Source organism: Paenibacillus sp. IHB B 3084, assembly GCF_001447315.1.
GTDB lineage: Bacteria > Bacillota > Bacilli > Paenibacillales > Paenibacillaceae > Paenibacillus.
Genome location: NZ_CP013204.1, coordinates 47,647 through 68,975 on the forward strand (window position 1 = coordinate 47,647; position 21,329 = coordinate 68,975).

General features: G+C 46.8%; 18 protein-coding genes and 1 pseudogene. 15 read left to right on the plus strand and 4 right to left on the minus strand.

The features are described 5' to 3' along the window. Nucleotides 1-265 precede the first annotated feature (265 nt). The 4 genes from ASL14_RS25730 (at nucleotide 266) to ASL14_RS25745 (ending at nucleotide 4,615) form a co-directional block, all read left to right on the plus strand. Complete coding sequence (locus tag ASL14_RS25730; protein WP_189338290.1) at nucleotides 266-1,567, plus strand: hemolysin family protein; 1,302 nt, start codon at nucleotides 266-268, stop codon at nucleotides 1,565-1,567. 239 nt (nucleotides 1,568-1,806) lie between these two features. Then, nucleotides 1,807-2,814, plus strand: a complete 1,008-nt coding sequence (gene bioB / locus ASL14_RS25735; protein WP_134914669.1) for a biotin synthase BioB — start codon at nucleotides 1,807-1,809, stop codon at nucleotides 2,812-2,814. Nucleotides 2,815-2,850: 36 nt separating this feature from the next. Then, nucleotides 2,851-3,969 carry a glycerol dehydrogenase gene (locus ASL14_RS25740; protein WP_134914670.1) on the plus strand — a complete coding sequence of 373 codons (1,119 nt, stop codon included), beginning with the start codon at nucleotides 2,851-2,853 and terminating at the stop codon, nucleotides 3,967-3,969. A gap of 154 nt (nucleotides 3,970-4,123) precedes the next feature. After that, nucleotides 4,124-4,615 (plus strand): hypothetical protein, encoded by a 492-nt coding sequence (locus ASL14_RS25745; protein WP_134914671.1) that lies wholly within the window; start codon nucleotides 4,124-4,126, stop codon nucleotides 4,613-4,615. Nucleotides 4,616-4,692: 77 nt separating this feature from the next. On the opposite strand, the gene ASL14_RS25750 is transcribed toward ASL14_RS25745, so the two are convergent. Further along, nucleotides 4,693-5,925, minus strand: a complete 1,233-nt coding sequence (locus ASL14_RS25750; RefSeq protein ID WP_134914672.1) for an aminopeptidase — start codon at nucleotides 5,923-5,925, stop codon at nucleotides 4,693-4,695. 163 nt (nucleotides 5,926-6,088) lie between these two features. Between ASL14_RS25750 and ASL14_RS25755 the strand changes: the two genes are divergently transcribed. From ASL14_RS25755 to ASL14_RS25790, 8 genes and pseudogenes are all read left to right on the plus strand, one after another. Beyond that, nucleotides 6,089-6,385: a hypothetical protein gene (locus ASL14_RS25755; RefSeq protein WP_134914673.1), complete on the plus strand. Its 297-nt coding sequence runs from the start codon at nucleotides 6,089-6,091 to the stop codon at nucleotides 6,383-6,385. A gap of 127 nt (nucleotides 6,386-6,512) precedes the next feature. Beyond that, the gene (locus ASL14_RS25760) at nucleotides 6,513-7,316 is read left to right on the plus strand and encodes an MBL fold metallo-hydrolase (protein ID WP_134914674.1); all 804 of its coding nucleotides are present in this window, start codon (nucleotides 6,513-6,515) and stop codon (nucleotides 7,314-7,316) included. Nucleotides 7,317-7,453: 137 nt separating this feature from the next. Next, nucleotides 7,454-8,473 carry an aldose 1-epimerase gene (locus ASL14_RS25765; protein WP_134914675.1) on the plus strand — a complete coding sequence of 340 codons (1,020 nt, stop codon included), beginning with the start codon at nucleotides 7,454-7,456 and terminating at the stop codon, nucleotides 8,471-8,473. Between the two features lie 181 nt (nucleotides 8,474-8,654). Continuing rightward, nucleotides 8,655-9,365 carry a FadR/GntR family transcriptional regulator gene (locus ASL14_RS25770; protein WP_134914676.1) on the plus strand — a complete coding sequence of 237 codons (711 nt, stop codon included), beginning with the start codon at nucleotides 8,655-8,657 and terminating at the stop codon, nucleotides 9,363-9,365. 99 nt (nucleotides 9,366-9,464) lie between these two features. After that, nucleotides 9,465-11,008 (plus strand): annotated as a pseudogene (locus ASL14_RS25775) (2-isopropylmalate synthase). 160 nt (nucleotides 11,009-11,168) lie between these two features. Next, nucleotides 11,169-12,557: a class II fumarate hydratase gene (gene fumC, locus ASL14_RS25780; protein WP_134914677.1), complete on the plus strand. Its 1,389-nt coding sequence runs from the start codon at nucleotides 11,169-11,171 to the stop codon at nucleotides 12,555-12,557. A 173-nt stretch (nucleotides 12,558-12,730) separates the two neighbouring features. After that, on the plus strand, nucleotides 12,731-14,197 hold the full coding sequence (locus ASL14_RS25785; RefSeq protein WP_134914678.1) for a potassium/proton antiporter: 1,467 nt from the start codon (nucleotides 12,731-12,733) through the stop codon (nucleotides 14,195-14,197). A 299-nt stretch (nucleotides 14,198-14,496) separates the two neighbouring features. Next, on the plus strand, nucleotides 14,497-15,618 hold the full coding sequence (locus ASL14_RS25790) for a phosphodiester glycosidase family protein (protein ID WP_134914679.1): 1,122 nt from the start codon (nucleotides 14,497-14,499) through the stop codon (nucleotides 15,616-15,618). A gap of 73 nt (nucleotides 15,619-15,691) precedes the next feature. Here the strand turns inward: ASL14_RS25790 and ASL14_RS25795 are convergent, their stop codons facing one another. Continuing rightward, nucleotides 15,692-16,231 carry a helix-turn-helix domain-containing protein gene (locus ASL14_RS25795; protein ID WP_134914680.1) on the minus strand — a complete coding sequence of 180 codons (540 nt, stop codon included), beginning with the start codon at nucleotides 16,229-16,231 and terminating at the stop codon, nucleotides 15,692-15,694. 272 nt (nucleotides 16,232-16,503) lie between these two features. On the opposite strand from ASL14_RS25795, the gene ASL14_RS25800 reads away from it, so the two are divergent. Further along, nucleotides 16,504-16,917, plus strand: a complete 414-nt coding sequence (locus tag ASL14_RS25800) for a DoxX family protein (protein WP_044647612.1) — start codon at nucleotides 16,504-16,506, stop codon at nucleotides 16,915-16,917. Nucleotides 16,918-16,965: 48 nt separating this feature from the next. After that, entirely contained in the window at nucleotides 16,966-17,835 is an 870-nt protein-coding gene (locus tag ASL14_RS25805; RefSeq protein WP_134914681.1) for a VOC family protein, read from the plus strand. Nucleotides 17,836-17,907: 72 nt separating this feature from the next. Here the strand turns inward: ASL14_RS25805 and glsA are convergent, their stop codons facing one another. Both glsA and ASL14_RS25815 read right to left on the minus strand, forming a co-directional pair. Continuing rightward, a complete protein-coding gene (glsA, locus tag ASL14_RS25810; RefSeq protein WP_134914682.1) occupies nucleotides 17,908-18,846 on the minus strand; it encodes a glutaminase A in 939 nt (312 codons plus the stop codon). 222 nt (nucleotides 18,847-19,068) lie between these two features. Then, nucleotides 19,069-20,286: an ISL3 family transposase gene (locus tag ASL14_RS25815; RefSeq protein ID WP_134910372.1), complete on the minus strand. Its 1,218-nt coding sequence runs from the start codon at nucleotides 20,284-20,286 to the stop codon at nucleotides 19,069-19,071. Between the two features lie 157 nt (nucleotides 20,287-20,443). Here ASL14_RS25815 and ASL14_RS25820 point away from each other — a divergent pair, with 157 nt between their 5' ends. Continuing rightward, nucleotides 20,444-21,307 carry a DUF1835 domain-containing protein gene (locus tag ASL14_RS25820; protein ID WP_223264402.1) on the plus strand — a complete coding sequence of 288 codons (864 nt, stop codon included), beginning with the start codon at nucleotides 20,444-20,446 and terminating at the stop codon, nucleotides 21,305-21,307. The last annotated feature ends 22 nt before the right edge of the window (nucleotides 21,308-21,329 follow it).

The window sequence follows — 21,329 nt, forward strand, 5'->3', positions numbered from 1 at the left end:
TGACCGCGTTAGCCGATTTTTCTGACATACCTTGCGGATTGACTGTGTAGTGTATAACTATATAATTAAATATAAGCTGATGAATGGCTTCGTCATTCATGCGAAAATATGGCTTGTGAAAGCCGGAAGGAGTGATTGTGTTGGGAAGTTGACGCTGCTTATGATGTGTTATCGTTCTGTCTATGATGAAATTATCCGAAGGAGGTGCGCCTGTCTGCCGTAATGACGGCTGATGGGGAGCATATTGAGTGACCCTTTACCGAGTATGTTTAACTTATTTATTGTTTTTGCATTAGTATTATTGAACGGTTTTTTTGTATCTGCAGAATTTGCAATGGTAAAAGTCAGAAGCAGCCGTATTGACACATTGGTAGAGGCGGGCAACAAAAAAGCCGTATATGCCGCGAATATATTACACAATTTGGACGCTTATCTGTCTGCCTGCCAGTTGGGCATTACACTGGCTTCGCTGGGACTGGGGTGGATCGGAGAACCGGCCATTGCACATTTGATCGAACCTGTATTTACAGCCGCCGGGCTGGGACCGGTATATGTACACGGTACTGCCGTGGTCATTGCATTTATTGTGATTACGATTCTGCATATTGTGCTGGGTGAATTGGCGCCCAAAACAATAGCCATTCGTAAAGCTGAAACCATTACGCTGTATTCGGCCATGCTGATGACTTGGTTTTACAAGCTGATGTATCCATTCATATGGGCGTTGAATGGCATGGCGAACAGCCTGCTGCGTTTATTCCGTCTGGAGCCGGTATCCGAATATGACGATTCCGCGCATACGGGGGATGAAATACGCATTCTGATGAAAGAAAGCAATAAGAGCGGACTAATTGATAATACGGAATTGGCGCTTGTTGATAATATATTTGATTTTACCGACACGACCGCCAGGGAAATCATGATTCCGCGTACCGAGATGATCTGTTTGTACAGCAATGAGTCCACAGAGGAAAATCTCGCGATTGCGACGGAGAGCATGAGAACGCGTTATCCAATCTGCGCCGAGGACAAGGACCATATTATCGGCTTTATCCATATCAAGGATCTTCTGCGGGCAAACAAACTGGATACCCGTACGATGATCCGTCCGATTCTTGCCGTTCCTGAATCAACGCAAATTAGTGATTTGCTCAAACGCATGCAGCGTAGCAAGACACAAATTGCGATTCTGATTGATGAATACGGTGGTACCTCAGGTATGGTGACGCTGGAGGATATTATGGAAGAGATCGTTGGTGAAATTCAGGATGAGTTCGATCAGGAGCGTCCGGGTTGTGAGCAGATTAATGACGAGGAATTTTCCATTGACGGTATGCTGTTAATTGATGAAGTGAATGATCGCTTTGGACTGGATCTGGATCATGAGGATTATGATACAGTAGGGGGCTGGCTGTACTCGCATGTTGAGGTCATCCCCCCACAGCCGGGTCAGTCTGTAGAATTTGAAGGTTGTCTGTTCGTTGTAGAAGAAATCGAGAACAAGCGGATTTCACGTATCCGGCTGTTGAAGCAGCCAGTCCTTATGGAGGAAGCGGGAGTCTCGTAAATCAGGATTCACCAGATAAAAGAGTAGACATTCTATAATTGAACCATTCTTGAAGCGACCCTTGAACGATAGAGGGCCGCTTTTTTGATTTTGGCTTCTTTACACATGAGACATGAATTGATATGATGAACTATATTATTGTCAACTTATTATATTTTTATTTGGTTGACAATTAAAAAGGAATTTCGCCTGAGAAACGAATCGGTTAGCATGTTCATTAAAATAGGGAGGTATAACGTATGAAATGGTCCAATGAGGTTATGGATTGGTACTCGCTGGCTGAAAATGTGATCCACGGCGGCAATGTGACACTCGAAGAAGGGTTGACAGTGCTGGAAGCGGACGATGAGGAAATTTTACCGATTATGCAAGCTGCATTTCGGGTGCGTCATCATTTTTACGGTAAAAAGGTAAAGCTCAACATGATTATGAATGCCAAAAGCGGTCTGTGCCCGGAGGATTGCGGCTATTGCTCACAATCCATCGTATCCACGGCACCTGTCAGCAAATACAGTATGCTGGACAAGGAGTCTCTGCTGGCCGGAGCCCGTGAAGCGTTAGCGAGGAAAGCAGGTACATATTGTATCGTAGCTTCTGGCAAGGGTCCAACAAATCGAGAGTTGGATCAGGTAATTGAGGCGGTACAGGAAATTACCAGTACGATGCCACTTAAAATTTGTGCGTGCCTGGGGATTCTCAAAGGAGATCAGGCCCGCCGGTTGGCAGAGGCGGGAGTCCATCGTTACAATCACAATTTAAATACGAGCAAGGCCAACTATCCGTCCATTACAACCTCACATACATACGATCAACGTGTCGAAACGGTTAAAATGGCTCAATCTCACGGGATGTCACCATGTTCCGGCGTGATTATCGGAATGGGGGAAACGAATGAGGAAATCGTCCAAATGGGTTATGCGTTAAGGGAAATCGGTGCCGACTCCATCCCAGTCAATTTCTTGAATCCGATCCCTGGAACCCCGCTGGAAGGAGTAAAGCGCACATCTCCGATCAGAGCATTAAAGGTACTGGCGCTTTTTCGGTTCATTTGTCCATCCAAGGAAATTCGTGTCGCAGGCGGACGGGAGCTGAATTTGGGGACACTGCAACCCTTATCCCTGTATGCAGCCAATTCGATTTTCGTAGGCGATTATTTAACGACAGATGGACAAGAAGTCACAGCCGATCATCAAATGATTGAAGATCTGGGGTTTGAAATTGAGATGTGTGCTCTTCCGGCTGTATAATAGGAATTGTACAAACTTGGAAGGGAGCGTTGAACGATGAGCGAAAAAGTATTTATTAGTCCGGGTAAATATGTGCAAGGGAAAAATGTGATTGATAAAACGGGTGAATATGTCAAGCCATTAGGTCATACTGCTCTGGTTATTGCCGACAAGCTGGTATGGGGTATCGCAGCCGACCGGGTAGTGAAAAGTCTGGAACAGGCGGGGATTACATCGGTAAAGGTGGAGTTTCAAGGGGAAGCGTCCAAAAACGAAGTGAACCGTATTGCTGATCAGGGACGAAGCGGGCATGTTGATATTGTCATTGGTGTAGGCGGCGGCAAGACGCTGGATACCGCCAAGGCGGTTAATGAGGTGCTTGGTTCCTCGGTAGTCATTATCCCAACGACAGCCTCCACGGATGCTCCGACCAGTGCGCTATCTGTCTTGTACACGGATGAGGGTGCATTTGATACGTATTCTTTTTTCAGTAAAAATCCAAGCTTGATCCTGGTCGACACAAAGGTTATTTCCCAAGCACCACCATTGTTCCTCTCTTCCGGCATTGCGGATGCGATGGCAACATGGATTGAAGCTCGTGCCGTCATCGAGGCCCGGGCGACAACGATGGCTGGCGGCTTGCCAACCTTGGCAGCCGAAGCAATTGCGGCCAAGTGCGAAGAGGTTCTATTCGATTACGGGCTGCAAGCCTATGAATCCGTGAAGCGCAAAGTGGTTACACCTGCGCTTGAAGCAGTGGTAGAAGCCAATACGCTGCTGAGTGGGCTAGGATTCGAAAGTGGTGGCTTGGCAGGCGCACATGCGATACACAACGGTTTTACCGTGCTGGAAGGGGATATTCATCACTTGACGCATGGTCAAAAGGTGGCTTTCGGCACCTTGGTACAGCTTGCGTTAGAAAAAAGACCTTTGGCCGAGGTGGAACGGTATATCGATTTTTATCTGAAGCTGGATCTGCCTGTCACGCTGGAGGACGTCAAGCTCCAGGAAGCCTCCCGTGAGGATCTGTACCGTGTAGCTCAGGCGGCGACGAAAGAAGGCGAAACTGCTCATAATCTGCCATTTGCAGTAACAGCGGACGATGTGCTGGATGCGATTTTAGCTGCTGACCAGTATTCCCTTGCTTACAAAGCTAAAATTGGACATACGAACTAACACCAATACAATATGAAATACACGAAGAGGTCGCTAATAAGCGGCCTTTTTCCATTATTTAACTTGCAGCTTATGTTATGATTTTTACAGTACATAATTAGGAAATGTCGGAAGTATATCTACGGCTAGCCTAAAACTTGAGAGGAGTAGGGCAATGGCAAAATGGAATGTAGAAGATAATGGAACTCAGTATGAAATTGAGTACAAGCGTAGCCTCGGCGGAGGAAAAATTATTGTGAATGGAAGCGTACAGAAGGTTAAAAGCCAGAATGCTTTTTTGAATTTAGTCGATTTTCCCATCAGATTGACGAATAAAGCTGTAAATGTTGTCGTCATCGGCAACAAAGCGGATTTGGCCGTGGATGGCGTATATCTGGGTTCCAATCAGCCTTACGTACCTGTGGCTAAAGTTCCCGGCTGGAGCTGGGCTTTTGTAGTGGTGAGCTTGGTCATAGGCTGGCTGTTTGCAGGTATCTTTGGTTTGTGTTTTGGGATATTGGGCAGCATGTTTTATGTAAAATCCGCTTTATCCATGCACCAATCCACAAATCGAAGAATCGTAAGCTGCCTTATTGTCTTTTTAATCATCAGCGTGGTACAAATTGTTTTTGGAATTTCAGTAAATCAGTGGCTTCATAATTTGTAAAATATCTGTGACTTAACCCGTTGAATGAAGAAAAAAGGCTCCTCCGCATGACAGCGGCGTGAGCCTTTTTTGTCTTTTTAGATCGCCCAGTTTCCTTTGCGGAAGATGGGTTCCTCGGTACCGTCCTCGGTGACGCCGTTAATGTCCATTTCACCTGAGCCGATCATAAAATCGACGTGTGTCAGACTGGAATTCAGGCCGTTGGCTGCCAACTGCTCCTGATTCATGTCCTTGCCGCCTTTAAGGTTAAATGCATAGGCATTGCCGATGGCCAGATGGTTGGAAGCATTTTCATCAAACAACGTATTATAGAACAAAATGTTCTTATCCGAAATGGGGGAATGGTGAGGCACAAGAGCGACTTCGCCCAAGTAGTGGGAGCCTTCATCCATTTCAACGAGATGCTGAAGAGTCTCCAAGCCTGTTTCAGCCTGCACATCGATAATGCGTCCGTTTTCAAAGGTCAGCGTAAAGTTGTCGATAATATTTCCGCTGTAGCTGAGCGGTTTGGTGCTGCTTACTTTGCCATTCACTCCGGTTTTGAGCGGGGCAGTAAACACTTCCTCGGTAGGCATATTGGCTACAAAGGTATGTCCTTGCTGATTGACGCTTTCGGCTGCAACCCACAGGTGATCTTTAGCCAATTCGATGGTCAGATCAGTGCCTGGGGCCAAATAATGCAGCTTTTTATAGCGTTTGGCATTCAAAATATCTGATTTGCTGGAGAGTGTTTTCAAATGCTCTTTCCATGCTTCTACCGGATTATCGAGATCTACACGCACGGTGCTGAAAATGGCTTCCCACAGCTTATCCATTTGTTCGGAAGCTGGCAGATTCGGGAATACTTTAGCAGCCCATTCTTCGGAAGGGTAAGCAATCAGAGCCCAACTGAATTTGTCGGCCATTTGAAGTTCGCGGTATTGGCGCAATTCATGTGAACGCACACGCTGAGCCGCAGTAATGCGACTGGACGGGATACCTTGAAGCAAATCCGGATTATCTGCTATGATATGCAGTACCGCTGCGCCGTTCTCGACCTCTTCGGTCATTTCAGCCGCGTACCATTTGGGAGGAATATTAAAAGTCTCATCAGGAGCCAGTTCATATTGCAGGCGAGTGATGGCTTCGTCGCTCCATTTTACCTTAACCAGCTTGGCTCCGACGGTATACGCGGATTTGACAATAAGCCGCACAAGTTCAGCGGACAGGATGGGAGCATGAACGATGAGTGTTTGCCCAGGCTGGACATTAGCCCCCACCCGAACAGCTAACTCGGCATATTTTTGCAATTTTTGTTGAAAATCTGACATGTAACTTTCCTCCATTTCACGAAAAGGCCCTTAACAGGGCTTGGGGTTGCCTGCGCAGTTTTTTGCAAATTCCACACGCGGCTTATATATTGTACAATGTAACGAAAAGGTTCACAAATCCATTTTGGTACATTTTGGCGAAAATGAAAGGGCGGATAGATGAATGACGGATCAAAATGCACCTCAGGAAGTACAGGAAGTACATATTCAGCAGGCACAAATGACTAGAGATGAGAATGGTGCATACTTGGGTCAGGTCGTGTTTGGAGTAGACGGACAGACTTCTGTATACGAAATTACGTTCCATAGCAAAAGGGGCAAGGAGTGGGATTACAGTCTCCATTTTGCAGGGGAGCCACGGGTAGAGGAAGAGATGCTGCATATGGATGCATGGATTGAAGAGAATGATGATTTGTTTGATTATTTGCTTGATGCGGCATGGAGTAAATTACCCGAGTAATGTAAACATGGTCTATTTTCGTGACAAGCGGATTATATTTAGCAGTGTCCGCATAATCTGCCGACATGGGGGAAGCCTATAGGTCGATAATGACAGCAAATTCCATGTGAATGGGGAGGATGACGGTTTGGCAAATCATCTGTTCACCGAAGGAATGACGGCAAATGAAGAGGCTGCTCCCGATCTTCTGAGCTTACGGACGCTGTTTGTAAATGTGTGTTTTATCGGGGAGCCGGGAAGTCGATCCTGGGTACTGGTGGATACGGGGATGGCGGGGTTTACAGACTCGATTATTCGCTTGGCTGAGGAACGGTTCGCTGGCCCTCCCGTTGCTATTGTGCTCACTCACGGGCATTTTGACCATGTGGGATCGGCCATTGAACTGGTTCAGCATTGGGGTACCCCTGTGTATGCGCACCCGCTGGAGCTTCCTTACTTGACGGGGATGAAGGATTACCAACAACCTGATCCCAGCGTGGGTGGAGGTCTGCTGTCGAGCGTTTCCTTTTTATACCCCAATGATGCCATTGATCTGGATGATCGCATCACCCGTCTGCCTGAGGATGGCAGTGTGCCCGGTGCGCCTGGGTGGAAGTGGCTGCATACACCTGGACATACGCCGGGTCACATATCGCTTTTTCATGAACGCAGACGGTTGCTAGTAACTGGAGATGCTTTTATTACAGTAAAGCAGGAATCGGCGCTGGCAGTTATTTTACAGGAAAAAGAAATACACGGTCCGCCTGCATATTTTACGACAGATTGGCAGGCTGCGCAGCAGTCAGTGGAACTGCTGTCCGGTTTGAAGCCGGAGATTGCTGTTACGGGACACGGTCACTACATGCAGGGTAATGAGCTGAAGACCCAGTTGGAACGACTGGCGGAGGATTTTGAGCACACGGCTGTACCCAAGCAGGGACGCTATGTGTAGTGACGTGGAAAGGACGATGCCTTACGGGGCATCGTTTTTTTGTGTTGGCATGGAATTTTTTTGCTCAGCATGGTATAGTCAAGCCAAAAGCTAAACGCTTTCATTAAAACATCGTCATTCATCAAGGAGGATTTTTGATGACACATCAGCATGCTGCAATTGGTGACCTTTATTATGGAATACCGGCGATTCGCCTTAAATTCGGGCGTTATGAAGCGGTAGCCCTGCCGGGAAACGGCGCAAATCTGATTTCTTTTCGTGACAATGAGACAGGATATTCATTTCTCCGCGAGCCGGAAGCTGACAGCATAGAGGCTTTTAAACAAAGTCCGTCAGTCTATGGGATTCCTTTCCTGTTTCCTCCGAATCGGTATGAGGATGGCAAATTTCTGTGGAATGGAGTTACATATGAACTGCCCATCAATGAAACGGCGACCCATAACCATTTGCATGGCTTTTTACACACCGTCCGGTGGGAGGTTGAGGACTACGGATCTGGAGAACAGGGCAGCTATGTGGTAATGAATCAGCATGTGAGGGAAGGACATCCCATGTTCCGCTATTTGCCGTTCACCTTTACCATCAAGCTGACATACAGCCTGGACGAATTTGGACTGCATCAGCGTTATGTGATCCACAACGAGGGTGATCAGCCGATTCCAAACCTGTATGCCTTTCACACGGCAATTCGGGTTCCATTCGTACCGGAGAGTTCGCCGGAAGACTACAAAATTAAGGTTACCATCGGTGAGCGTCGCGAGTTGACGGAGCGGTTGTTAGCCACAGGACAGTTCCAGCCATTGTCACCGGAAGAGGAATTGCTGAAGACAACGGGAGTGAGTCCCTATTTTGCATCGATGGACAATCATTACACGGTAGCTCCGCAAAATGGACGCAACTATATGGAGCTGACACACAGTAAGACAGGCGCTACTCTCGTATACGATGTAGGCACGGCCTATAAGCATTGGATGATCTGGAATAACAAAGCGAACAAGGAATTCATCTGTCCTGAGCCGCAAATGAACATGATCAATGCACCGAATCGTCCGGACTTGCCTGCGGAGGAGATCGGATTGATTGCACTTGCTCCAGGCCATATTTTTGAAGCAACCAGCCGTTTATATTGTGTCACACCTGCACGTTCGAAATCCTAGCCTATATTTTATCGGAATAAGCCTGTATCGTGTCCAACGGTGCGGGCTTTATTTTGTTGATGGGAGAGGTGGAGAAGACAAATATTACAGGCAGAAGTCTGTTTAGTGAGGAAAGGAACATGAAAAACAGGTTGCAGGATGGCAAGTAGTCATAGTATGATACAAAACAGGAGATGATCAGATGAATCAGGAAATGATGCCTTTTCAAGCTGTCAAACGCAAGCAAATCGCTGATGAAGTGGCTGAACAGCTGCAACGAAAAATAGCTACTGGTGAATGGGATGTGGGTACAAAAATTCCGACAGAGCCTGAGCTGATGAAGCTTTTTGGAGTAGGACGTTCCACGGTGCGTGAAGCGGTCAGCGTTCTCGTACATGCCGGTCTATTAGAGAAAAAACAAGGACACGGAACCTTTGTATGCCAACCGACGACTTCTCAGGAGCCTCTGGATTACCGACTGAGTCGCGCTGAAATAATTGAAGTCTATGAGGTGCGGAGTGTGTTGGAGCTGGAAATTGCCAGGCTGGCTGCTTTACGACGTAAGGATGAAGATTTACGCTTGATGCGCGAGGCGCTGGACCGTCGTGCCGTGACATTGGCCGCTGGAGATTTGAACGGGTATCTGGATGCGGATATCACTTTTCACTTGGCTGTTGCCGGGGCTACACGTAATAAAGTGCTTACAGATGTGTATCGCAGCTTTGTAGAGGCGATTCGGAAGGCGCTGAAAAATCTCGTAACCGATCCGGCGATGCAAAATCCTTTTACACTTCAGCATGAGAAAATATATGAAGCGATCCGCGATCAGGATGCCAAGGCTGCCGAGCTGTACAGTATTCAGCATTTGGATGGCACCAAGCTGGAACTGCAAAAGCATATGGGAAATTCATAATTTTTTTAATCTCAAACATCAGATGATCGGATGAATAAATTAAATTGTAAATCTTTTATATCGAACATCTCCTAAAATAAAACCAAAGGTGGGTTCTGAATGCGCAAAATATGGGTGTTGGACACAACGTTAAGAGATGGAGAACAATCACCAGGAGTTAGTCTGACCAGTACAGAAAAGGTGGAAATCGCCCTTCAACTGCAAAAATTGGGCGTAGATCGGATAGAAACCGGTTTTCCAGCTACCTCGCCAGGTGAGATATTCAGCATGCAGGAGATTGCCAAACAGGTTACCAACTCAACCTTGGTTGGTTTTGCACGTTCGAAAGAGCAGGATATAGATGCGGTCAGAGAGGCACTGCGGGGAGCGGAGGACGCCTGTCTTCATCTGTTTTTGGCTACCTCACCCATTCACCGCCAGCACAAGCTGCGAATGGATAAGACGAAGGTACTGGAGACCGCAGCCGCAGCCATTCGTTATGGACGAAAGTATTTTGATAAGGTGGAATTTTCGGCGGAGGATGCCAGTCGTACTGAACTGGACTTTATTTGCGAGGTCGTGGATATGGCGATCCGTGCTGGAGCAACGGTCGTCAATCTGCCGGACACCGTTGGGTATGCTTCGCCGGATCAGTTCGGCGAAATGTTCAGAATCGTAAAAGCCCAGGTGCCGGGCATCGAAAAAATACAGCTCAGCACCCACTGTCATGATGATCTCGGCATGGCAACAGCTAACACACTGGCGGCCATCCGTAATGGTGTAGATCAATTTGAAGGCACAATCAATGGCATCGGGGAACGTGCCGGAAATACACCAGTGGAGGAGGTCGCGCTGGCCCTTGATACCAGAACCGAGCTTTATGATGCAAAAACGGATCTCATTCTGGAGGAATTGTATGCCACCAGTCGCCTGGTGAGCAAACGCACGGGGATGTCCGTACCGGGGAACAAGGCCATTGTTGGAGCGAATGCTTTTGCCCACGAGTCCGGTATTCACCAGGACGGGATGCTTAAGGAGCGTACGACATATGAAATTGTGTCCCCGGAGCGCATCGGCTTAAAGACGAGTAAGCTTGTACTCGGAAAGCACTCGGGTCGGCATGCGTTCAAGGAAAAGCTGGCTGACATGGGGTTTGATGCTTTGACAGAGGAGCAGCTTCAGGAGGCGTTCCGTAAATTCAAAGCCTTGACGGACAAGAAAAAACAGGTGCTGGATGAAGATTTGCTCGTCCTGATGGATGAGAGTCGCAGTGCCTCCCCACAGATTTTCACGCTGGATTCCATCCAGGTATCCTATGGCAATCAGTCGGTTCCGGTAGCATCCATTCGACTGATTAAACAGGATGGAACAGCTATTGATGAAGTGGCGATGGGCAACGGCTCCGTAGACGCGATTTTCATGCTATAGACAAGGCTAGTGATGAAGAAGTGGAATTGGAGGATTATTCGATCCAATCTGTAACGTACGGTAAGGATGCGCTCGGAGAAGTGCATGCTGTTCTGAGACAAGGAGAATACACCGCCCGTGGAAGAGGCACAAGTACAGATATTCTGGAAGCCAGTGCCAGAGCTTACATCGACGCGCTGAATAAGCTGCTGGGCAGAAAAGAGGTTCGAGCTAAAGGCAACATCACCATTAGCTGAACCGACCTCCCTGGTATGTAGCTGACGATACATTCCTCCTCCGGACTAATCGTAAAAAAGCGCTTGCAATATATATGATAACCTTTGAAATTTAATGTATAATAGGCAAGGAAGTCACCATATTTTGTCTGAATTACATAGGCCAAGAGGAGGAAATGAATTGAACTACCGCATCGAAAAAGATACGTTGGGTGAAATCAAAGTACCGGCAGACCGTCTGTGGGGAGCGCAAACACAGCGCAGCAAGGAAAATTTTCCGATTGGCTCGGAGAAAATGCCGTTAGAGGTTATTCAGGCGTTCGCAGTGCTCAAGAAGAGTGCAGCGATCAGCAATTATAAGTTGGGCAAGCTGTCACAGCAGAAGCAGGACGCTATTATTTATGCGGCGGACGAAATTCTTGCTGGTCGGGTCGATGACCATTTCCCATTGGTCGTATGGCAGACAGGAAGCGGTACGCAATCCAATATGAATGTGAACGAAGTGATTGCTCATCTTGGAAGCCAATGGCTGCAAGAGCAGGGACAGGATGCAAAGCTGCATCCCAATGACGATGTGAACATGTCGCAAAGTTCGAATGATACATTTCCGACGGCGCTTCATGTAGCGGGTGTCATTGCAGTGGAGGATCACTTGCTGCCTGCTATTGATAAGCTGAAAGAAACCTTCCAGCAGAAGTCAGAGCAATTTAAGGATATTATTAAAATCGGTCGTACTCATTTGCAGGATGCTACGCCGCTTACTCTGGGTCAAGAAATCAGCGGCTGGTATGCCATGCTGGACAAAAGCAAGCGAATTATCATCGACACGGTGCAATATATGAAGGAGCTGGCGATAGGCGGTACAGCCGTGGGCACGGGTATTAATGCTCATCCGGAGTTCGGTGACCGAACCTCTGCGGAAATTTCCAGCTTCACTGGCAAAACGTTTACGTCCGCACCAAACAAATTCCATGCGCTGACCAGCCATGATGAAGTGGTTGCCGTACACGGAGCAGTTAAAGCACTCGCTGCTGATTTGATGAAAATCGCTAACGATGTTCGCTGGCTGGCAAGCGGTCCGCGTAGCGGCTTGGGTGAAATTACGATTCCTGCTAATGAGCCGGGCAGCTCGATCATGCCGGGCAAGGTCAATCCGACCCAGAGTGAGGCCCTTACGATGGTCGTAACGCAGGTCATGGGTAATGATGCCGCTATCGGCTTTGCTGCGAGTCAGGGGAATTTTGAGCTGAACGTGTTTAAGCCAGTCATTATTTATAATTTCCTGCAATCCGTGAATCTGCTAGCCGATTCAATTGTTGCCTTTAATGACAACTGCGCGATTGGTATTGAGCCGGATCTCACTAAAATTGAGCACAATTTGAACAATTCGCTGATGCTGGTGACAGCATTAAATCCGTATATCGGATATGAAAATGCGGCTAAAATCGCCAAACTCGCGCATGCCGAAGGACTGTCTCTCAAAGAAGCAGCTCTGCGTAGTGGATTGTTGACCGAAGAGCAGTTCGACCAATATGTCGTACCGGCGAATATGATTCAGCCCAAAGCATAAAGGAGAATTTCGCAGTTCAAGCCCTATAAAATCAAAAAATCCAGCTCATGAGCTGGATTTTTTGATTTTATATATATTTTTTTATCTAAGATTAGTATTCTGTGTGATTTGAGGGTATATAGATAAAAGGCGAAAAAATGAACATCTATTTTCAAGATAGGAGAAGCCGTCGTATGGAACAGACAACTATTATTAATTTTATTGTGCTTTTGCTGTCCGGCTTGCTGCTGGTCGGCGTACTGACTACCAAATTTTCCAGTCGTTTCGGCATGCCTGCGCTCGTATTGTTTATTGCCGTCGGCATGGTGCTCAGTCAGTTTATTTATTTTGATAATGCGTTTATTACGCAATTGGTGGGGATTCTCGCGCTCATCGTTATTTTGTTTGAAGGCGGGATGCAAACGAAGTTTGCAGATGTTAAGCCAGTCATTCGACCTGCGATGTCATTATCTACGCTTGGCGTCATTATTACGACGGTGGTCATTGGCGTTTGCGCCAAGTTTATTTTAGGCGTGAGCTGGATGGAATCCATGCTGTTCGGCGCTATTGTCGGATCGACGGATGCGGCAGCGGTGTTTTCTGTTTTAGGTGGTAAAAACATCAAAAAACGAATTACATCTACGCTGGAAGCGGAGTCCGGCAGTAATGATCCGATGGCCGTATTCCTCACGGTAACGTTGATTGAGCTGATACATCACCCTGAGCAATCCATTTGGGTACATATTCTACTATTTTTGTGGGAAATGGGTTTTGGTCTGGTCGTTGGTTTTGTGCTCGGACGCATAGCTGTATATGCCATTAATAAAATGAATTTTGATTCATCCGGTCTGTATCCCGTCATGGCGCTGGCATTTGCGGTCTTAACGTATGCGGCGGCATCCTTACTGGAGGCAAGCGGCTTGCTGGCAGTATATGTCATGGCCATCGTGCTGGGTAATTCGGACCTGACCTACAAGCGGTCAATTATTCATTTTAACAACGGCTTCGCCTGGATGGTGCAAATCATGATGTTCGTCCTGCTGGGACTGCTGGTTTTTCCCGATCAGTTGCTCGGTATTGCGTGGCAAAGTTTGGCGCTTTCCTTTATTCTGATGCTCGTAGCCCGTCCAATTGGCGTGTTCCTGAGTCTGCTTTTCTCTCGATACTCTATACGCGAAAAGACGCTGTTATCCTGGGCAGGGCTAAGGGGAGCGGTACCGATTGTACTGGCTACCTATCCACTGCTGGATGAAATGGATGTGGGGCCGATGTTTTTTAATGTCGTATTCTTCGTCGTGCTTACCTCCGCCATTATACAAGGTACGACCATTTCGTGGCTGGCGGTGAAACTCGGCTTAATGGACCCTAACGAAACGTCATCACCTTCGCTCTTGGAATTGGTATCTCTAGGGAAAACCACATCGGAGATCAATCACATTCAAGTGCAGGAAGGGATGTCCATTGTGGGCAAAGCAATTCAGGACATGCAGCTTCCCGATGACATTTTGTTCACCGCTATTATTCGAGAAGAGCAAATTATAGCTCCGAGAGGCACGACGGTGATTAAGCCGGGAGATACCCTGTATGTGCTTAGTCCGAAGCTCAAGCGACAACAAATGAAAGAACTGTTCATGCTGCTTGAACCGGAGGTAGCACCATAAAGGGATTGCAATGGCAACGAAACAGGTTGCGAACCAACGTAATTTTCCAAATAGTCCTTCACATTGATGTGGAGGGCTGTTTTATTGTGTTCTTTTTCGGTATGATGAATCTGTTAAAAAATTGACACTATCATTCTACAAAATTAGTTTATGATATTGTCGTTAGATGTCGCTGCCGATATGTTACCCTCTGAGGATAAGAATCAGCAGCAATGGCTGTCCTGAAAAACAAACCATATCAGCTCATTGAGAGAACGGTTATATTCAAGGCAGAAGTCAGCATACAGGAGAGATGGCGAATGAAACCGGAAGTCTTGCCACAGCGTGCAACAGCTCGCAGGCATAAAAACAAAAAAAAGAAACGAAAAGGAAAATTTGGTCGCTTTATGGGGCGGCTTTTTATTGTACTACTGCTCGCTGGAATCGGGGGCAGCGCGTGGCTGTTTTTAACACCATCTGGCAAGGACATGCGCTACTTGGCTGCGGATACGCTGATCACTACACAACATCGTCACTGGGCAAAATATTTTATTGGTGAGGCGGAGGCGCAGAAGCGAGTGGCCGAATACTCGGCCCGTTTCGAGCAGATGGGCGAGGAGAAAGACAGACATACGATCAAGCTGCCTGATCTGACACCGACCAAGGTGCAGCAAACGCCACTGGTTGAGGTTGAAGAGGTATCTGGCCGCAATTATCACGGCTATGTAATGACGGTGCATGACCCGACTAAAATCAGACTCGGGATTCCTGCCAATATAGGCAAGGGAGAAAGAGTATCCAGTATGGTAGAGCGCTTGGGAGCCATTGCAGGCGTAAATGGTGGCGGCTTTGCCGATCCTAACTGGAATGGGAATGGCTTTAAGCCGATCGGCGTTGTTATTTCACAAGGCCAGCTATACTACAACGATATGGGAAAAAACGCTTCTGCCCAAATCGTAGGGATTGATAAGCAAGGCAAAATGGTGGCCGGGCATTACTCGCTGTCCGAGCTAGCCAAAATGAACGTGCAAGAAGCGGTTACCTTTCAGCCACGCCTGATCGTGAACGGTAAAGGTCTCATTCGCAATGCAAGCGAAGGATGGGGAATTGCTCCCCGTACGGCAATGGGGCAAAGAGCAGATGGCGCGATTATTTTTGTGACCATCGACGGTCGTCAGCCGGGTTACAGCATCGGTGCCAATTTGTATGATATGCAAAACATTTTACTTAAACACGGAGCGGTTATCGGTGCTAATCTGGATGGTGGATCATCGACTGTGCTCGTCAAGGATCATGCCATTGTGAATAAACCTTCTTCTGAATACGGCGAGCGGTATTTACCGACAGCGTTCCTCGTATTCGAGCATCCCGAGACCGTTAATATTCCGAATATCTGGCAAGGTTTGAATCCTGGAGACATTGACGCAGCCAAGAAGAGATAGAGTTGGAATATAAAAAGCGCGTACCGTGGAAGTGAAAAAACGACTTCCCGGTACGCGCTTTTTTTGATGAAATTTAAGCGTCATTCTCTGCTTCGAGAAATACAGAAATCAAAATACGGGCGTTGTTTTCTCCAATGTTTTTGGCATAATGCGGAATGGCTGCTCTCCAGCTAAAGGAATCTCCTGCTTCGAGGGTAGCCGAATCCTCGCCTTGCTCCACATATACCGTGCCTTCCATAACAAAATGAATCTCATCGCCCGCATGAGCATGCTCTTCTTCCGTGGATGAGCCTGGCGGCATGTCCACCAGCATCATTTTGACGTTACCCTGCCCCCCCAAATGGTCCACCTGAAGCTTATTTTTGCCATAAACCGTTTTGCGGCGCTCATCCTTCCGAATCACCTGCATTCGTTCCTCTTCTTTGAGCAGCAGAAAAGCGAGGGGTACCTTAAGTGCATTAGCGATGCTATCCAGTGTAGCAATGGAAGGGGAGGTTTTATTGTTTTCTACTTGACTCATAAAGCCTTGAGATAATCCGGTTCGTTCGCATATTTGCTGGATGGATAAATTTTTACGTTTACGCGCGGCGCGTATGTTGCATCCTATACCCATGGAGTGTTCCTCCTTCAAGGAAATATAATGTATACTAATTTATTATTTATTATACCAAATATTTTGTTGACAGACTATAGTTTCTTATGATAAATTCACATTACAAAATAATTATTCCTATTACTAATAATTTGAGCTTGAGTCGTACTTATATAAGTTACAACTTAGAGCAAGATCATTTTATTTTTTTAACCAAATTATTAGTAATATAAAATAATTATTATTATGTGCTCATACGAGTGCAAAAAAATATTCAGAATGGAGAGATAAATATGAGTTCAGCAAGCAGAAACATTTCAACAATTATGAGGGTGGCTTTGGGTATCTTGTTTTTGGCGCACGGAATTGCTAAATTTCAAATGGGGCTGGGCAATGTAGCTGGCTGGTTTTCCAGTATTGGTGTCCCAGGATTTTTAGGTTATGTCGTTGCAGTAATTGAGTTAGTCGGAGGAATTGCTTTAATTCTTGGGTTGTTTACTCGTTATGTCTCTGGACTTTTTGTTATTGTATTGATCGGAGCGATTTTCACAGCAAAATTGTCCGGTGGTTTGATGGGTAATGGGCAGGGAGCAGGTTATGAGCTGGATATTTCCTTTATTCTGGTAGCTCTGCATTTGGTATTTGCACCAACGACTCGTTTGTCACTGGATTCTTTGTTTAGCCGTCGTACTTCAACAGAACAGTAATTTATCATTAGCGTAGTCCTCCAATCCACGTAGAAAGAGGGAAATCTCATGACAGCACATATCCATGACAACACCAGAATCGGGCAGGTTTCATTAAAGGTTAGTAACTTGGAGCGCTCTATTCAATTTTATACCGAGGTCGTTGGTTTTCAACTGCTGCGTCAAACGACGGATACCGCTGAATTGACAGTCGACGGAAAGCATCCGCTGCTGACCCTTAAGTTTATTGAAAATGCAGTTATTCTTCCACGCCAATCCGCAGCCGGATTGTATCACTTTGCTATTCTTGTACCGAACCGCGTGGCTCTGGGCCTGTCACTGCGTAATCTGCTTGCTCATGAGATTGAAATCGGACAGGGGGACCATGATGTAAGTGAAGCTCTGTATATCCATGATCCGGATAATAACGGGATAGAGATCTATGCGGATCGTCCTCGTGATCAGTGGAAGAAAGATGCTAACGGATATTACATTATGGGAACAGATCCTGTGGATGCAGAAGGCTTGGTCGCTATTTCCGAGAACCTACCTTGGCAAGGATTGCCCGAAGGAACGGTAATTGGGCATGTTCACTTCCATGTGTCTAATTTGCTCAAGGCGCAGCAATTTTATTGCGATGTGCTCGGTTTTGATATTACATGTCGCTATGGCTCGTCTGCTTTGTTCGTATCCGCAGGTGGTTACCATCACCACATGGGCTTGAATATATGGGCAGGGGAAGGGGCGCTCCCAGCTCCCCAGCATGCTGCAGGCCTGGATTATTTTGAACTGATTGTGCCGAATCAAAAGGAACTGGAGGCCGTTGTCGTCCGTTTGACTGCGGCAGGATATGGAGTGGAGGAACGCGATGGTGCCAAATACGTAGCTGATCCGTTCCGCATTCATATCAAACTGGTTACCGACGGCCAAACCGTTTAACATATCAGGAAAGTAAAGGAAGAGGGTATTCCCGTAAGCCACATAGGCTGGGAATACCCTCTTATTCGTGAACTAAAACAAGCTCCAATCCAAATCCCGCGACATGGTCTCCAGCAAGTGTACACCCGCTGTACTGTTACCCATGCGGTTCAGAGAAGGTCCGACCAGTCCAATGCCATATCGTCCGGGCACCATCGTCATAATGCTGCCAGATACGCCACTTTTGGCGGGCAGTCCGACCTGAATAGCGAATTCTCCGGATGCGTCATACATGCCGCATGTGGTCATAAAGGTTTTGGCGATCTGTACATAGCGGCGGGGAACCAGCGGTACACCCGTGACCGGATCACGTCCATTGTAGGCTAATACGAGTCCCATGCGTGCCAAATCCGTACAATTCAATTTTACAGCGCAATGCCTGAAGTAAACCTCCAGCACATCCTCAACATGTCCGCGCAGAATTCCCTTTTCCATCAAGAAATAGGCAAGGGAACGGTTCAAATGGCCTGTAGCAGATTCCGAATCGTAGACATCCTGGTCATATTCCAGCTTGTCATTACGGGTAAGCAGACGGAAAAATTGCAGGACACGGGCAAACTTCTCTTCAGGACTGTTTCCGCGAATCAAAGAGGACACGGCGATGGCTCCGGCATTAATAAGCGGGTTAAACGGGATGCCCGGCTCGACCAGCTCCAGCTTCAGCATGGAATTAAAACGGTCTCCGGTAGGCTCCATACCGACCTTGGAGAAGACAACATCTTCACCATTATCCATCAAGGCCAAAATAAGCGTGAATACCTTCGAGATGCTTTGCATCGTAAAGCTTATTTCGGTATCTCCGGCTACCACGGTCTCGCCGATTCCGTTCATCACAACAACACCCAGCGCGTCGGCCGGGGCTTTGGACAATTCGGGAATATACGCTGCCACCTTGCCATGGATATACTGATGACGGCTTTGTTCCACCCATTCCGGCAGTTTGGTCTGTATTCTCTGCCACTCCGATGTCATTTCTTTTCCTCCAGTCGAGTAACCATCCTGTGGTATTGTTATTGTAGAGCAAGATGTGATAGCTATACGCCTATTCTAAAGATATTTCTGGTCGAAAGACAAGATATTATTGGCTCTTCGCTCTATTGGATGGGTAACGCCGTATAGAAATAGGTTCATAGTCAAGCTTGTTTCAGTAGATTCTTAAAGAAATGGTATAAAGGGAACGGGGTAAAAATGGGTTTAGGGCCTGTGTGCTGCAAGTGCTGGAAGCCGATGTTTATTCGCGGTCATGTAGACCATAGCTATTAGATTATGGACGTTTCTGTACCCACGTGCTTTTCGTTTGGCTGCTTGCACTAATCCATTTATGCCTTCAAGCAGACCATTGGTCATCCGGCTGTGAAACCAACGCAGAATGCCTTCTTCATGTTGTTTCACGGTCTTTGCCAGATCCATCATCGCTCCCAACTGTGAGCGCCTAGCCCAGCCTAACCACTCCCGTAAATAGACGTCAGCAAAGACGTGCGGGGTCGTCCATAGTTCCTGCATGGCTAATTTTAAGCGGTAGGCTCTGCCTGTTTTTAGGTTTTTGTCCTTCAGGCTTTCCAAGGTATCTCGCTGCTCTGCCTTCAAGTTCGTTTTGTTCTTTAACCATAGATATTTGGTTCGCTTGAGCCCAGGTTCTTCTTTCTGCTCGGCTTTACGCACCTCATCCACGGCTTCATTCACCATCTTCATGACGTGGAACTTATCAAAGGTAATTTCGGCTGTGGGGAACTGCTCTTCAATACCTCGAATAAAGGCGGGAGACATATCGCAGCAGATTTCCTGTATTTGTGCCGATTCTACGCCTTTTTGTAGTAAATACTGGTTGAAACGCGCTAAGGTATCTTTGCCTTTTCCTTCGGTTGCAAAAAGTACCGTTTTGGTGTCCACATCCACAAACAAGGTAATGTAGCGGTGACCCCGACGCGAGGACGTTTCGTCGATGGCGATCCGCCGAACTAAGCTGACGTCCAGTTCGGTCATGGCTTGATTGACGTAGTGATGAAAAATCCGCCACATGCGTGTGTCATGTTCTCGTAATTCACGCGCTGCTGCGTTGACGGGCATTTCAGCCATTAAACGCATGGCCCAGGCCTCAAAATCCAAGGTGAAATGCGACAACGGCCGGGACCACTTCACGGGAATCAACGTGATTTTATTACATTGTTTGCAGTCTGTTCGGGGAACCCGGGCATGTAAATAGGTTTTCCATTTCCAAATATCGAGATGGCGCCACTGTTTTTTCTCTGCATCGTAGGCCTTGCAAGGTGCTCCACAATGCGGACAGGCAAACAGGGCTCCTCGTTCAAAATCAATAAATAAGTGCCATGCTTCTTCTTGCGGGTCATACTCAATATCAGCTAATTTCCAGGGTTCTTCAAGGTCTAACATGAACTTGAACACATCATTCATTAGATTATCCTTTTTGCTTAATGGGGTCCACATGTTCCATCCCGTCCTCTTCCTATTATTACTAGACAGTATGGACACTTTCTCTATTAAACAGACATCTAACATTTACTTTAGCGAAGAAGCATATTATTGAACACAGTGAAAGGAGGCAGTTGACTTGTCATCTAACAATGTACACCTGCTGTTCTCTCAGTCCGCTGCTGGCTCGATGAAAGTAGGCCTTTCGGGAGCAGGATTGCGTTATGAGAGTGAAGTACTGTCTTTTAATGACCTATTTTCCATAGGGCCGTTATGGAAGCTGGAAGCACCAGAAGGACAAGAGAACCGTCACAACTGGTTGGCTGAACGGATCGTGGATTATGAATTTTTCCATTACGCAAATTGGGAGCACCGCATTGAACAGATGACGGCTACTCTTACTGCAATTTCTGATGATAAGTCGATCACGATCTGGTGCGGCTCTAATGCTCACGAGCAGATCGGATTACGTTTTGCATTATACCTTTTGCGAAATAGAACTGCTCCTATCGGGGTCGTAAATGTAACACATTCCATGGAACGGGAGCCGATTGATCCTCTATACATGGAAAGTAAGTTTCCTCTATCCATGAACGTGGTGTATTGGAAAGAAATTGCACGGTTTATAACGCAAAATAAAGATAAAATTCATGCTTTAAGCATGGAAGATCGACATCGACATGAACAAGATTGGCTGGAGCTTAGTGAACAGGAAAGTGTGCTGAGATTATGGGAAAATGAACATATCGATCATGTGCCAGAAGATTACTTTGATCAGGCTTTGCTGGATTTGATCGGTCAACTGCGGGTAGAGGATAATCGGCAATATGTACACGCGGGAAAAATAATAGGTGAGGCTTTAACACAATGGCCACAGCTGAGAAGCGATACTTTTTTGGAATACCGGATTCAACAGTTGATCGCTCAGGGCAGACTCGAATTTCTGGAAATGCCTGAAATGTCGGGAATGCAATATCGCTATGCTGTGAAAATAAAAGCGTAAAACGAAGGAAAGAAGTATACTA